This window comes from Actinomadura sp. ATCC 39365, assembly GCF_054392275.1.
The window spans coordinates 8,984,942-8,998,828 of record NZ_CP184335.1; the positions used below are offsets into that span (position 1 = coordinate 8,984,942).

Below are 13,887 nucleotides of genomic sequence, written 5' to 3' on the forward strand. Positions count from 1 at the left end.
TGTTCTCCCTCTACGCTTACCCCTGACATGCTGACATTCACCGCACTGGGACCGTTCCACGCCTGGAGCGACGGCGTCCCCCTCGACCTCGGCGGCCAGCGGCAGCGGGCGGTGCTCGCCCGTCTGCTCGTGGCGGGCGGCCGGGCCGTGCCCGTGCACACCCTCATCGACGAGTTGTGGCCGGGCGATCCGCCCGCGCAGGCCCTGTCCACCATCCAGGGCTACGTCTCCCGGTTGCGGCGCGCGCTCGAACCCGGCCGCGCGCCGCGCGAGGAGGCCGAGGTGCTGGTCTCGGCCGCGCCCGGCTACGCGCTGCGCGCCGCGCCCGACCAGGTGGACTCGTGGCGGTTCGAGAGCCTGGTGAAGACCGAGGGGCCGCCGCCGCAGGTGTGGGCGGCCATGGAGAGCGCGCTCGGGTTGTGGCGCGGGCCGGCGCTGGCCGAGTTCGCCGAGCTGACCTGGGCGGCGACCGAGGCGGGCAGGCTGGAGGAGCTGCGGCTGATCGCGGTCGAGCGGCGCGCCGACGCCGGTCTCGCGCTCGGCCGGGCCACCTCCCTGGTGGCGGACCTGGAGGCGCACGCCTCGGCCCATCCGCTGCGCGAGGAGGCGTGGCGGCTGCTGGCCCTCGCGCTGTACCGGATGGGCCGCCAGGGTGACGCGCTGGCCGCGCTGCGCCGGGCGCGCGCGGTGTGGCGGGACGAGCTGGGGCTCGACCTGTCGGCCGGGCTGCGCCGGCTGGAGGCCGACATGCTGGCCCAGCGGCTGGAGGAGCCGCCCCCACTGCCGTCCGCCGCGCCGTCCGCCGCGCCGGCTCCGGCCGCCGCCGATGAGCGGGTGCTGCGCGTGCTGGTGGCCGACGACCAGGCGCTCGTACGGGCGGGGCTGCGCGCCATGCTCGACAGCGAGGACGGCGTCGCGCTGGCCGGCGAGGCCGCCAACGGCGAGGAGGCCATCACGGGCGTGCGCGCGCACCGGCCCGACGTCGTGCTGCTCGACATCCAGATGCCGCACCTGGACGGCCTGGCCGCCGCCCGCCGGATCCTGGCCGGGGAACGCCCGCCCAAGGTCGTCATGATGACGACGTTCGGCAGCGACGAGAACCTGTACGCGGCGCTGCGCGCGGGCGTGAGCGGCTTCGTGCTGAAGACCTCGGCCCCCGAGCAGTTCCTGGCCGCCATCAGGGCGGCCGCCGTCGGGGACGCGCTCATCGACCCGGCGGTCACCACCCGGCTGATCTCGGCGTTCGCCGGCCGCACCGACCCGGCCTCGCCGCCGGCGCTGGCCGGGCTCTCCGACGCCCGGCTCGACGTGCTCAAACTCGTCGCGCGCGGGCTGACGAACCGGCAGATCGGCCAGACGCTCGCGCTGCCCGAGGAGGAGGTGTCGGTGCTGGTGAAGTCGCTGCTGGACCACCTCGGGCTGTTCGACCGGGCGCAGCTGGTGATGGCGGCCTACGAGTCCGGATTGGTCACCCCTGGCGACATGGGACACTTTTCGTCGCTTTGACGATAAAAATCGGGTAGTACTAGGCTAATGACGTGGCACAACTGCGCATAGCCCTGGCACAGACGAACCCGACCGTCGGCGACCTGGCCGCCAACAGCGAGCGGCTGGTCGCGTGGACCCGTGACGCCGCCGAGCGAGGCGCTCACCTCGTCGTCTTCACCGAGATGTTCCTCACCGGCTATCCCGTCGAGGACCTGGTGCTGCGCACGTCCTTCGTGGACGCCAGCGTCAGGACCCTGGAGGAGGTGGCGCGCAGGCTCGACCGCGAGGGACTGGGCGACCTCCCCGTGGTCGTCGGCTACGTCGACCGCGCCGGCCTGGCGCCCCGCGTGGGCCAGCCCAAGGGCGCGCCGCTGGACGCGGCCGCGCTGCTGCACAAGGGCGAGGTCGTCACCCGCACGGCCAAGCACCACCTGCCCAACTACGGCGTGTTCGACGAGTACCGCTACTTCGTGCGCGGCGACCGGCTGCCGATCTTCCGGCTGCACGGCGTGGACGTGGCGATCGCGGTCTGCGAGGACCTCTGGCAGGAGGGGGGGCCGGTGTCCGTCGTCGGCCAGGCGGGCGCCGGGCTGCTGGTGGTGCCGAACGCCTCGCCGTACGAGAAGGAGAAGGACGACGTACGGCTGGAGCTGTGCGCCCGCAGGGCGCGCGAGGCCGGCTGCGCGCTCGCCTACGTCAACCAGGTCGGCGGGCAGGACGAGCTGGTCTTCGACGGCGACTCGATCGTCGTGGACGGCTCGGGCGAGCTGGTCGCGCGGGCCGGCCAGTTCCGCGAGGAGCTGCTGGTCGTGGACCTCGACCTGCCGGTCGCCGACGCCGAGCCCGGCACGTTCCCCTACGACGCCCTCGACGGCACCACGATCACCGTGGAGCGCCGGGTGCTCTCCCAGGACCCCGTGGCGCCCTACCCGGCGGCGCCCGCCCGCGTCGCCGAACGGCTCGACCTGCACGCCGAGGTGTACGCGGCCCTGGTGCTCGCGGTACGCGACTACGTGGCCAAGAACGGCTTCCAGTCGGTCATCCTGGGCCTGTCGGGCGGCATCGACTCGGCCCTGACGGCGGCCATCGCCTCCGACGCGATCGGCCCGTCCCGGGTGAACGTCGTGCTCATGCCCTCGCGCTACTCCTCCGACCACTCGCTGGCCGACGCCGAGGACCTGGTGGCCAGGCAGGGCATCAACTCCAGGATCGCGCCGATCGCCGAGATCGTCACGGCCTTCGAGAAGGAGGTCGAGCTGTCCGGCCTGGCCGCGGAGAACCTCCAGGCCAGGGTGCGCGGCATGATCCTCATGGGCCTGTCGAACCAGCACGGCCACCTGGTGCTCACCACCGGCAACAAGAGCGAGCTGGCGACCGGCTACTCCACCCTCTACGGCGACTCGGCCGGCGGCTTCGCCCCGATCAAGGACGTGCCGAAGACGATGGTGTGGGAGCTGGCCAAGTGGCGCAACGCGCACACCTGCGAGGGCTTCCTCATGGCCGTCGAGCAGCCGATCCCGGAGAACTCGATCACCAAGGAGCCCAGCGCCGAACTCCGTCCCGACCAGCGCGACACCGACTCGCTGCCGCCGTACGAGGTGCTGGACCGGCTGCTGGACGACTACGTGGAGAAGGACATGGGCTCGCAGGAGCTCATCGCGGCCGGGCACGACCCGGCGCTGGTCACGCGGGTGATCAGGCTGGTGGACCTGGCGGAGTACAAACGCCGCCAGTACCCGCCGGGCCCCAAGATCACGCCGAAGAACTTCGGGCGCGACCGCCGTCTGCCCATCACCAACCGGTGGCGCGAGACGACGGGCTGACGCGGCCGGTCGCCCTCTTCACGAGGGGGCGGCCATCAGGATGGAGCCGGATTGTCGGTGGCGGCTGGCAGGGTGGGCCCGTGGCACAACCACTCAAAGACCTGATCAACGCCCGGTCCGTCTCGGTGCTGGCCGGCGGCATGGCCGCCGTGTGGCCGTCGTTCCCGCGCGCCCGGTTCACCGAGCAGGCCCTGGCCGGGCTCGGCCCGCTGGAGCTGAAGGGCCGCGTCCGGCACGTCTCGGCCGCCCTCCACGACGCCCTCCCGCTGCCCTACCCGCGGGCCGCCGAGCTGGTGCGGGCCTGCGCCGCGCGCGGGGAGCTCGACCTGTGGAGCGGCTGGCCGCTCACCGACCACACCGCCGTCCACGGGCTCGGCCACCTGGAGGCGGCGATGGCCACGCTGGCGGCGCTCACGCCGTACTCGACGGGCGAGTTCGCCGTGCGCCCCTACCTCGACCGCCACCGCGACGACGCCCTCAAGATCATGTACGGCTGGGCCGAGTCCCCCGACGAGCACCTGCGCCGCCTGGCCTCCGAAGGCTCCCGGCCGCGCCTGCCGTGGGCGCCGCGGGTCGGCTGGCTGATGGCGCCCGGCCCCACCCTGCCCCTGCTCGACCTGCTGCACGACGACCCGAGCGAATACGTCCGCCGCTCGGTCGCCAACCACGCCAACGACCTGGCCAAGGACCACCCCGACGCGGCGCTCGCCGTGCTGGCCCGCTGGCGGGCGGGCGGCGGCTCGCACGTCGAGCGGGTCGTCCGGCACGCGGTGCGCGGGCTGCTGCGTTCCGGGCATCCCGAGGCGCTCGCGCTGCTGGGCGCCACGCCGGGCAGCGGCTCGGCGCGGGCGCTCACCCTGGAGTCCGGCACGGTCGCCGTCGGCGGCAGCCTGACCTTCACCGTCACGGTCACCGCGGGCGCGCCCGGCCCGCTGGTGGTCAAGTACGCCGTCCGCCGGGCGGGCTCGCGCCGCGTCTTCCACCTGGGCGAACGCTCGGCCACCGCCGAGGGGGCGACGTTCACGCTGCGCAAGAGCCATTCCTTCCGCCCGGTCACCACCCGCAACGAGCCGCCCGGCCCGCGCGAGCTCGACGTCATCGTCAACGGCCGCGTGGCGGCCACCGTGCCCTTCACCCTGATCGGCGCCCCCGGCCCGGCAGGTCAGGCCGGTCAGGCGGCGAACAGCAGCGTCAGCCCGCCGATCGTGTAGCAGATCATCAGCACGAAGAGCGGGAGCTGGCCGGCCACCGCCCGCGCGGGCGGCAGCAGCCGTACCGAGCGGTCGTGGGCGGCCACCACCCCGCCGACGTGCCCGATCACGATGGCCAGCACCTGCACGGCGGCGACGGCCGCCGGTGAGACGGCGTTCTGGTCCACCCGCGCGTCCAGGCCCAGCGCCAGGACGAACGTGCGCTGACCCTCGACCACCAGCAGCGAGAAGTAGTGGGCGACCAGGTAGCCGATCGCGATCGGCACCAGCGAGTGGGCGAAGCGCGGGGCCAGCCCGCGGGCGCCGCCGATCAGCCCGGCGGCGCCGAGGCAGGCGGCGTAGAGCAGCGCCACCCCGGCGACGGCGGCCAGCAGGCCGATCGTGCCCAGGCCGGTGCGGCCCAGCGGGCCCGACTGGAGGGCCTCCACCCAGGCGGGCGCCGAGGAGAAGCCGTCGTAGCCGGTGCTGCCCAGCAACACGCACACGGTGGCGACCAGGCCGGGGGCGGGGGCCACCGCGTCCAGGCCGTCGAAGGGGTTGCGCAGCACGCGGGTGCCGTCGGCGCGCCGGCCGAGCGGCGACAGGTGGCCGATCAGGGTCGAGTACACCTCGAACGGGTCGCCGCGTTCCAGCCAGGCGTGGCCGTACACGGCGGTGCCCGCGAGCTGGACGGCGGCGTACAGGCCGAGGAAGACCAGCAGGGTGGCGGGGGCGGCGGGCTCGGGGGCGACCAGCTCCATCCAGGTGAAGGCGAGCAGGCCCGCCGCGGCGGGCCGGTAGCCGAGCCGCACCGGGAGCGGGCGGCGCGGCCGGTCGGGCAGCAGCCGGAACGGGTTCAGCCCCCGCCACACCGGCCCGAACAGCAGCGAGGCGGGCACCAGCCCCACCCAGAACAGCACGTAGACCAGGTACGGCCCGGCGTTCCCCTCCTCCGGGCCGACCGCGAGCCGGCCCACCGTGTACGCCGCGCCCAGCAGCGCGAGCACCCGCGGGGGCCGCGCGGGCAGGCGCAGCGCGATCACCACCCCGGCCCGGTCCCCGCGGAAGCGCGAGTCCGCCCAGAGCAGGCCGAGCGCCAGGAACGACACCACGAGCGCCGCGAACGCCCCCGCGTAGGCGTAGAACAGCGGGATCGGCAGGTCACCCCGGCCGCCGACCCCGTGGGCGAGCAGGTGCTTCATCTCACCGCCAGCTGGGTCAGCACGAGGTGCCCGCGGTGGGTCTCCACCTCGAACACGCCCGTCAGGTCCGCCGTGAACCGCACGGTCACCGGCACGCCCGGGCGCAGCTCGGCCTCGATGTCGTAGCCGTGCACGTGCAGCTCGTCGGCGACGTCGCCGGTGACCGTGATGCTCACCTGCCGCCCCTTCGCGACCTCCAGCCAGCCGGACGGCGGGCTCACCCGGCCGCCCGCGATCGTGATCACGGCGTCGGCCCGCCCGTCCGGCGCGCCCGTGGCCACCTGGTGGCTGTTGCCCGGCGCGTGGTGGGTCGCCGACAGCGGCCCGCAGCCCGCCGTGAGCGCGACCGTGAGAACCGTCAGGAGCGCCGCCCCCCTGCTCACGCGCGCACCTCCGTCCCGGCCACCGCCCTGTCCTCGGTACGGCCGCGCCGCGGCGCCAGCACGACCACCGCGCACAACACCCACACCCCGGTGAGCAGCCCCCGCCCCCACCCCGGCCCCAGCGGCACGAACGGCACCGGATGGATCACCCGGTCGAAGGCGTCCACGCAGGCCAGCACCCCGAGCACGATCGTGAGCCCGCCGAACGCCGGCCGCCTCGGCCGCAGCGCCACGCCCAGGCACAACCACCAGTCCGCCATGAGCAGCAGCGCGACGGCGGCCAGCAGGGTGCTGTCCACGGCCGCGCCCACCACGTCCAGGGTCAGGCCGGCGAGCCCGCCGAGGGTCCCGGCCACGATGAGCGCGTGCCTGCGGGTGCTGATCGCGGCCACCGCGGGGGCCACCCCGTTGGCCGAGGGGCCGGCCCCCCGCCCTCCCCCTGTGCAGCCGGGCGCCGGCGCCCGAGCGCCGCCAGAACAGCACCGCGAACAGCGCGAGCACCACCGACCCGCCCAGGGCGAGCTGGGCCTCGACCTTGCCGAGCCCGGACGCGCCGAACCAGTCGCAGCCGGCGGGCAGCCGCGCCTGGGCCGCGCTGAAGTCGGCGCACAGGTACAGCTTGGCGAGCTTGACGGGCTCGGCCAGGACGCGGCTCGTCCCGCCGGACAACTCCGGCGCGCGGGCGGCGCAGACGGGCAGCGCGGCGGGCGTGGACCGGCCCGCGTCGCCCTGCCAGCAGTTGCCGGTGCCCTGGCCGTCCCACCACACGTCCAGGCCGTTGGGCCGCCGCTCCCCCGCCGGGCCGACGCCGAAGACGTTGCCCTCGTAGCGGTTGTGGTTCGCGGTGTCGGCCTGCTTGGCCAGGTCGTTCTCGCCCCTGATGAACGCCGGCACGCCGAACAGCTGGAACGCCGCCCGCCGGTGCCCCCAGACGCGGTTGTTCCTGAAGACGTTGTAGTTGCCGCCCGCGACCAGGACCCCGGTGCCCGGCGGCACGCCGACCTGGGAGCAGACCACACCACGCTCGTAACCGCGCTCGGCGGGCGGGCGGGCGCAGGTGCCGTCCCGGGTGTAGCGGTAGTAGTCGCGGTTGTTGTCGTGGATCTGGTTGTTCTCGAACCTGGCGTGGTTCTGCGGCAGGCCGGGGTGGCCGGGCCAGAGGCTGTCCATCGTGGCGCCGACCATGTTGTCGTAGAACTCGTTGTCGTGCACCCACATCGAGTCGCCCGCGGTGCCCGAGTAGCCGAGCGCGTTGTCATGGCTCCGGCAGCGGCGGATCTCGATGGCGTAGCGCGGCACGTCGTGGCCGCGGCCGTCGTTGAGGTTGGAGGCGCTGCCGGGGTACAGGCCGCCGTCGCCGTTCCCGTACGCCTCGCAGTCGGTGTAGAGGCCGTGGTCACCGGCGAAGGTGAGGAAGCCGTACTCGTCGTTCCAGCGGGTGAGGACGCGGTCGATGACGAAGCCGTCGGTCTCCAGCACGTACAGGGAGTTGAAGGTGGTGCGCTGGGCCGTGAAGTTCCTGAAGTAGACGCCGTCGGTGCGGTCGGCGCGGACGGCGTTGAGCTTGCGGTACTCGGCGTCGATGACGACGTCCAGGGGGCCGGCGCCGGTGCCCTCGATCTGCAGGTCCTTCTTGCCGAGGATGGCGACCAGGTTCTGGTTGTGCGGGCACTGCTGTTGCTGCTCGAAGGTGAGGATCTGGTAGCCCCAGGTCGACCAGCGGGCGGGCAGGTTCGCGCAGGCGCCGGTGGGGGCGGCCTGGCTGGGCTCCTCGTGGTAGAGGCCGGGCAGGAGGGCGATCGTCATCCCCGGTCGCTGAACCCGATCGACCGCCTCTTGCAGGTTTCTTACCCCTTGTTGCTGACATTTCGCGAAAAGGTCGAGATTGCGCTGTCGCAGCTCCGCCGGAAATTTCGCGATTCGACGCTCGAAGTCGGCTTTGTCGGTCTTGCAGACCAGCAGGTCGGGTTCGCCCGCCCGCAGCACCGGGACCGAACCGGTGCCGTCCGGCAGCGTCACCGGACGTTCCTCGTGGGCCCGCGCGGCGCCGGCGGGTAACAGCAGGCCGAGCGTGAGCACGCCGAGGATCGCGATTCTTCGCATGGGGGGCATGGCGCGACAGTAGAACAGCGCTCACCTTCTGAACAGGCCACCCCGGAACGACGCACGGAGGCCCCCGGAGGCGCCTCCGCAGCGGGTGAGGGCGGGCTCAGGGCTCGGCGCGGTCTCCGGCCAGCCCGAGCAGGACCATGTCGACCACCCGTTCGGCCAGGTCGGCCGGGAGGTCGCCGGCCGGCCCCCACTTGGAATGCCACATCATCGTGCCGGAGAACAGGGCCATCGCCAGGTCGACGTCGAGGTCGGCGCGGAGCTCGCCGGTGGCGACGCCGCGCTCGACCACCGAGCGCAGCGCCTCCCTGCGCGGCTCGACGGCCCGCTTCACGAAGCGCTCCATCAGCCGCGGATAACGATCGGCCTCGCCCATCGCGATGTTCATCACGCACCGGGTGCGGGCCTGGCCCGCCTCCCGGCGCATCGCGTCGAGCAGGGAGATCAGGTCGTCGCGCACGGAGGTGCCGGACAGCGGCGGGAGCGGCGCCTTCAGCGTGGAGAGGGCGTCGACGACCAGGTCCTCCTTGTTGGACCAGCGCCGGTAGATCGTGGTCTTGCCGACACCCGCCCGCGACGCGATGGCCTCGATCGACAGCTCCGACACCCCCATGCCCTCGCCGATCAGGTCGAGGGTCGCCTCGATGATCGCCTTCTCGGCCTTCTCGCTGCGCGGACGGCCCGCCGGGCGGGCAGTCCCTGAATCCTGGATCGTCATCGCGGCCTCACACTACCGCTGGTTCCTTCTGTTCCGCCTGCTGGACCGGGCGCGCCTTGCCCGGCATCCACTTGGCCACCACCGCGACGCCCACCAGGCCGATCACGGCCGACACCATCGCCGTGACGTGCATGCCGTCGACGAAGGCGGTGAAGGCGGGCTTGATCAGCGCCTGGCCGCGCTCGCCGAGCGTCCCGGCGAACTCCATCGTCGCCATGATCGACTCACCGGCGGCGTGCGGGGCGCCGGCCGGGAGCGCCGAGGCGATCTCGCCGCGGTAGCTGCTGGACAGGACCGAGCCGAGCACGGCCACGCCGAGCGCGCCGGCGACCTGGCGGACGGTGTTGCTCATGGCCGAGCCCACACCGGCCTTCTCCCTGGGCAGCGCCTCCATGATGGCGGTGGTCGCGGGCGGCATGATGTTCGCCATCGCCGCGCCCTGGACGAAGAAGATGATCTCGATCAGCACCACGGGCGTGTCCACGTCCATCAGCGCGTAGCTGCCCAGCGCCGCGGTCACCACGAGCATGCTGACCGTGGCCGACAGCTTGGCGCCGAAGAGCTGGTTCACCCGCTGGCTGAGCGGCGCGAAGATGAGCTGCGCGGCGGCGAACGGGATCATCAGGGCTCCCGCCTGGATCGGGCTGAAGCCCAGCACGATCTGCAGGTAGAAGGTCAGGAAGAACATCCCGCCCATCATCGCGAAGAAGACGAGGCCCATCATGCCGATGGCCGAGCTGAACCGTACGTTGCTGAAGTTGCGCACGTCGAACACCGGGTTGTCGATGCGACGCTCCCACCACACGAACACGCCCAGCACGAGCAGGCCGAACACCGTCGGGACGATCACCTCGGCGCTCGCCAGGGTGCCCATGTCGCCGCCGCGGATGATGCCGTAGACCAGCGCGACCAGACCGATGATCGACAGCAGCACGCCCACCGGGTCGAGCCTGGACGGCTTCGGGTCACGCGACTCGGGCACGAACGCGCCGATGAGGAACATGCTGATCACCACGATCGGCACGTTGATCAGGAAGACCGAGCCCCACCAGAAGTGCTCGATGAGCAGGCCGCCGGTGATCGGGCCGATCGCCACCGCGAGCCCCACGCCGCCGGCCCAGATGCCGATCGCCTTGCCACGCTCGCCGGGCGGGAACACGTTGGAGATGATCGCCAGCGTGGCCGGCATGATCGCCGCGCCGCCGATGCCCATCGCCGCCCTGGCGAGGATCAGCTGCATCGGATCCTGGGAGTAGGCGCTGGCCAGCGAGGCCAGGCCGAACAGCGCCATGCCGATGAACAACATGCGCTTGCGGCCGGTGCGGTCGCCGATCACGCCGAAGGTGAACAGCAGCCCGGCGAACACCAGCGTGTAGGAGTTGATCGCCCACTCCAGCTGGCCCTGCGTGGCGCCCAATCCGGCATGGGGGTCGGCGATGGTCTTCATCGCCACGTTGAGGATCGTGTTGTCCAGCACGACCGCGAGGAGGCTGAACACCAGCACTCCCAGGATGCCCCACCTGCGTGGATGCCCCGTGTTCTGATCCATGAGAACGTCCCTTAATTTCGATACGGCCCAGTTTCGCAACGCAACCGTATCGCACGACATTCCGATACGCAACGGTCCCGTTTCGTAACTTTCGCCTGACGGACGGAGTGCGCACGGGGCAACAAACGGGAAACCCCGTTCACCCCCGCACAGGCCGTCACAAAGCCCTGCGGACACCGCTGACAGGCCCCCGGCCCGAACGGCCGGCAGGCTGGAACCGCCCCCGGATCAGCTCTTGGCCGCCGCCGGAGGCAGCACGTGCTCCTTGACCTCGACCGGCGGGCCGGCGACCGGTGGACGCCGCCGCCACAGCGGCAGCGCGACCGCCACCATGACCACCCCGACCAGCCCTGCCACCACGAACGCCCACGTCGGCCCGCTGCCGTCGATGATCGCCCCGGCGATGGGCGAGGACGCGGCCCCGCCGATGAGCAGGGCCGTGCCGTGCAGGCCCATCGCCTCGCCCCTGGCCGCGGCGGGCACCCAGCGGCTGAGCACGTCGACGGTGGAGGACAGGGCCGGGGCGCACAGCAGACCGGCGGGCAGCATCGCCAGGATCAGCCACCGCCAGTCGCCGCCGGCCAGGCCCACGGGGATGGTCAGCAGGCCCATGCCCGCGATGAGCACCAGGGGCGAGAAGCCGCGCGACAACCCGCCGTAGACGAAGCCCCCGACCAGCGAGTAGAGGCACCAGATGGCCACGGCGACGCCCACCCACCCCGTCTCGCCCGCGGTGTTGATGGTGGCCACCAGCCCGAGCTCGGTCGCGGTGAGGATGAACGTGGCCGCCGCCGTCGTGCCGAGCAGCGCGACGAAGCCCGGCGTGAGCCACTGCCGCCGCGGCACCTTCACCACCGGCTCCTCCAGCTCGACGGCCGACCGGGTGGGCGGGTTGAACACGATCAGGCCGAGGCCCGCGGCCGTGATGCCGACGCCGATGAGGACCAGCGTCGTGGTGCTGCCCAGCGTGGTGATGCCGGCCGCGGCGAGCGCGGGACCGGTCATGTACGACAGCTCGACCAGCATCGAGTCGAGCGTGAACCCGGTGCGCCGCTGCTCCGGCGGCACCAGCGCGGCCAGCGACTGCCTGGTCACGCTGAACACCGGCAGGTTGAGCAGGCCCGCAAGGGCCGCCGCGACGGCGAGGACGGGCAGCGGCAGCGCCCACGCGCACGACCAGAACACCGCCTGGGCCAGGGTGGTGACGACGAGCACGGGACGCACCCCGTGGCGGTCGACGAACCGGCCCGACAGCGGCGAGCCGACGGCCATGCCGACCGTGCTGGCCATCGTCACCACGCCGGCCTCGACGTAGCCGAGGCGCAGCCCGAAGACCACGTGGAGGGTGAGCGCCATTCCCATGGCGGTGGCCGGGACGCGCGCGAGCATCCCCACCAGGAGCAGAGTGCGGACGCCGGGAAGCCGGAAGAGCCTGCGGTATTGGTCGAGAGCCATGGTGTGTCGTTTACCTCCGCGTCGATTGTGTCAAGAGGCACCGACAGTTTCGCCACCGGTTTTCCCGTCATGACATCATCGAAGGAGTCCGGGGACGTCACTGGGACGCCTCGAGACGTTTCTGGAGGTATCCATGTCTTCCACCACGCTGTACGGCGGCGCGTCCGGGCGCCGGGTCACCGTCCGCGACCTCGCGGCGGCCAAGGAGCGCGGGGAGCGGTGGCCCATGGTCACCGCCTACGACGCGATGACGGCCAGGGTGTTCGACCAGGCGGGCGTGCCCGTGCTGCTGGTCGGCGACTCCGCGGCCATGGTCGTCTACGGCTTCGACTCCACTCTCCCGGTCACCCTCGACCACCTCGTCCCGCTCACCGCTGCCGTGGTGCGGGGGTCCTCGCGGGCGCTCGTGGTGGCCGACCTGCCGTTCGGGTCGTACCAGGGGTCGCCGCAGCAGGCGCTGGAGTCGGCGGCCAGGTTCATGAAGGAGGCGGGGGCGCACGCGGTCAAGCTGGAGGGCGGCCGGCGGGTGCTGTCGCAGGTCGAGGCGCTGGTCTCGGCGGGCGTGCCGGTCATGGCCCACCTCGGGCTCACGCCGCAGTCGGTCAACGCGCTCGGCGGCTACCGGGTGCAGGGGCGCGGCCAGTCGGGCGACGAGCTGATGGCCGACGCCAAGGACCTGGAGCGGGCCGGGGCGTTCGCGGTGGTGCTGGAGTGCGTGCCGGCCGATCTGGCCCACCGGGTGACCACGTCGCTGTCGATCCCCACGGTCGGCATCGGGGCAGGGCCGTCGACGGACGCGCAGGTCCTGGTGTGGCAGGACATGATGGGGCTGACGCCGCGCCCGGCCAAGTTCGTCAAGCGCTACTTCGACCTCGCCTCGGAGATGGACCGCGCGGTGCGGGCCTTCGCCGACGAGGTGACGTCGGGGGCCTTCCCGGCCCCCGAGCACACCTACAGCTGACCGCGCGCCCCGCACAGCCGGGGCGCGCTCACCCCGCCGCGCCGGAGAGCGTGGCGGGGTCGGTGTTGGAGCCGCAGACCACGACGGCCACCCGCTCCCCCTCCACGGGCCGGTAGGCCCCCGACAGCAGGGCCGCGTACGCCGCCGCGCCCGCGGGCTCGGCCACCAGCCGGTGCCGCTCCCACAACGTCCGCCGGGCCGCGACGATCGCGTCGTCGTCCACCAGGACGCTGTCCACCCCCGCCCCCGACAACACCTCGAACGCCAGCCGGCCGAGCTGCGTGGCGCCGAGCGCGTCGGCCGCCACGCCGCCCACCGGCACCGGCACCGGACGGCCCGCGCGCAGCGCCTCGTGCAGCGTGGGGATGGCGTACGGCTCCGCCGCCACGATCCGCGGCGCCTCGCCTCCGGCACGGGCCCCCAGGGTGATCCCGCCGGCGAGCCCGCCGCCGCCCACGGCCACCACCACCGTGTCCACGCCCCCGGTCTGCTCCATGATCTCCAGCCCGGCCGTCCCCTGCCCGGCCAGCACCTCGGCCTGGTCGTAGGCGTGCACGGCCAGCGCGCCCGTCTCGGCGGCGCGCTTGGCGGCGGCTTCCGCCGCCTCGGAGTAGATCGCCCCGGTCTGGGTGGTGTGCGCGCCGAGTGCCTTGAGCCCCGCCACCTTCACCGGGCTCGTCACCTCCGGCACGAAGATCTCGGCCTGCACGCCGAGCGCCCTGGCGGCGTAGGCGACGGCCAGCCCGTGGTTGCCGCCGCTGGCCGCGATGACCCCGGAGGCGGGCAACGGGCCGGCCGACAGGATGCGGTTGAACGCCCCCCGCACCTTGAAGGAGCCCGAGTGCTGCAGCAACTCCAGCTTCAGTAACAGGCCCGGCGAGATCTCCAGGACGGGCGTGCGCAGCACGTGCCCTTCGATCCGGCCGGCCGCGTCGAGGACGTCCTGGTGAGTGACGGTGGTCACGGCTCTCCTTCGGTCGTGCGCCCGCGATCGGCGGGCATGGGACGA

10 protein-coding genes are annotated in these 13,887 nt (G+C 73.0%); 4 read left to right on the forward strand and 6 right to left on the reverse strand.

The window, feature by feature from the left end:
• The first annotated feature begins 27 nt into the window (after positions 1-27).
• The 3 genes from ACNF49_RS43420 to ACNF49_RS43430 all read left to right on the forward strand — a co-directional run bounded on the left by ACNF49_RS43420 (position 28) and on the right by ACNF49_RS43430 (position 4,522).
• On the forward strand, positions 28-1,506 hold the full coding sequence (locus ACNF49_RS43420; protein WP_482941366.1) for a BTAD domain-containing putative transcriptional regulator: 1,479 nt from the start codon (positions 28-30) through the stop codon (positions 1,504-1,506).
• Positions 1,507-1,538: 32 nt separating this feature from the next.
• On the forward strand, positions 1,539-3,311 hold the full coding sequence (locus ACNF49_RS43425) for an NAD+ synthase (protein ID WP_357967555.1): 1,773 nt from the start codon (positions 1,539-1,541) through the stop codon (positions 3,309-3,311).
• Between the two features lie 80 nt (positions 3,312-3,391).
• A complete protein-coding gene (locus ACNF49_RS43430) occupies positions 3,392-4,522 on the forward strand; it encodes a YhaZ family DNA alkylation repair protein (protein ID WP_482941367.1) in 1,131 nt (376 codons plus the stop codon).
• Here the strand turns inward: ACNF49_RS43430 and ACNF49_RS43435 are convergent.
• The 5 genes from ACNF49_RS43435 to ACNF49_RS43455 form a co-directional block, all read right to left on the reverse strand.
• Complete coding sequence (locus ACNF49_RS43435; RefSeq protein WP_357967551.1) at positions 4,483-5,703, reverse strand: hypothetical protein; 1,221 nt, start codon at positions 5,701-5,703, stop codon at positions 4,483-4,485. The genes ACNF49_RS43430 and ACNF49_RS43435 overlap by 40 nt on opposite strands.
• Positions 5,700-8,189: a hypothetical protein gene (locus tag ACNF49_RS43440; protein ID WP_482941368.1), complete on the reverse strand. Its 2,490-nt coding sequence runs from the start codon at positions 8,187-8,189 to the stop codon at positions 5,700-5,702. Before ACNF49_RS43440 ends, ACNF49_RS43435 begins: the two co-directional genes overlap by 4 nt.
• A 106-nt stretch (positions 8,190-8,295) precedes the next feature.
• Complete coding sequence (locus tag ACNF49_RS43445; RefSeq protein WP_357967544.1) at positions 8,296-8,913, reverse strand: TetR/AcrR family transcriptional regulator; 618 nt, start codon at positions 8,911-8,913, stop codon at positions 8,296-8,298.
• Between the two features lie 7 nt (positions 8,914-8,920).
• A complete protein-coding gene (locus ACNF49_RS43450; protein ID WP_357967541.1) occupies positions 8,921-10,462 on the reverse strand; it encodes an MFS transporter in 1,542 nt (513 codons plus the stop codon).
• A 228-nt stretch (positions 10,463-10,690) separates the two neighbouring features.
• Entirely contained in the window at positions 10,691-11,917 is a 1,227-nt protein-coding gene (locus tag ACNF49_RS43455; RefSeq protein WP_357967539.1) for an MFS transporter, read from the reverse strand.
• Between the two features lie 133 nt (positions 11,918-12,050).
• Here ACNF49_RS43455 and panB point away from each other — a divergent pair, with 133 nt between their 5' ends.
• A complete protein-coding gene (panB, locus tag ACNF49_RS43460; protein WP_482941369.1) occupies positions 12,051-12,878 on the forward strand; it encodes a 3-methyl-2-oxobutanoate hydroxymethyltransferase in 828 nt (275 codons plus the stop codon).
• Positions 12,879-12,906: 28 nt separating this feature from the next.
• On the opposite strand, the gene ACNF49_RS43465 is transcribed toward panB, so the two are convergent.
• Positions 12,907-13,842 carry a serine/threonine dehydratase gene (locus ACNF49_RS43465; protein WP_482941370.1) on the reverse strand — a complete coding sequence of 312 codons (936 nt, stop codon included), beginning with the start codon at positions 13,840-13,842 and terminating at the stop codon, positions 12,907-12,909.
• Positions 13,843-13,887 lie beyond the last annotated feature (45 nt).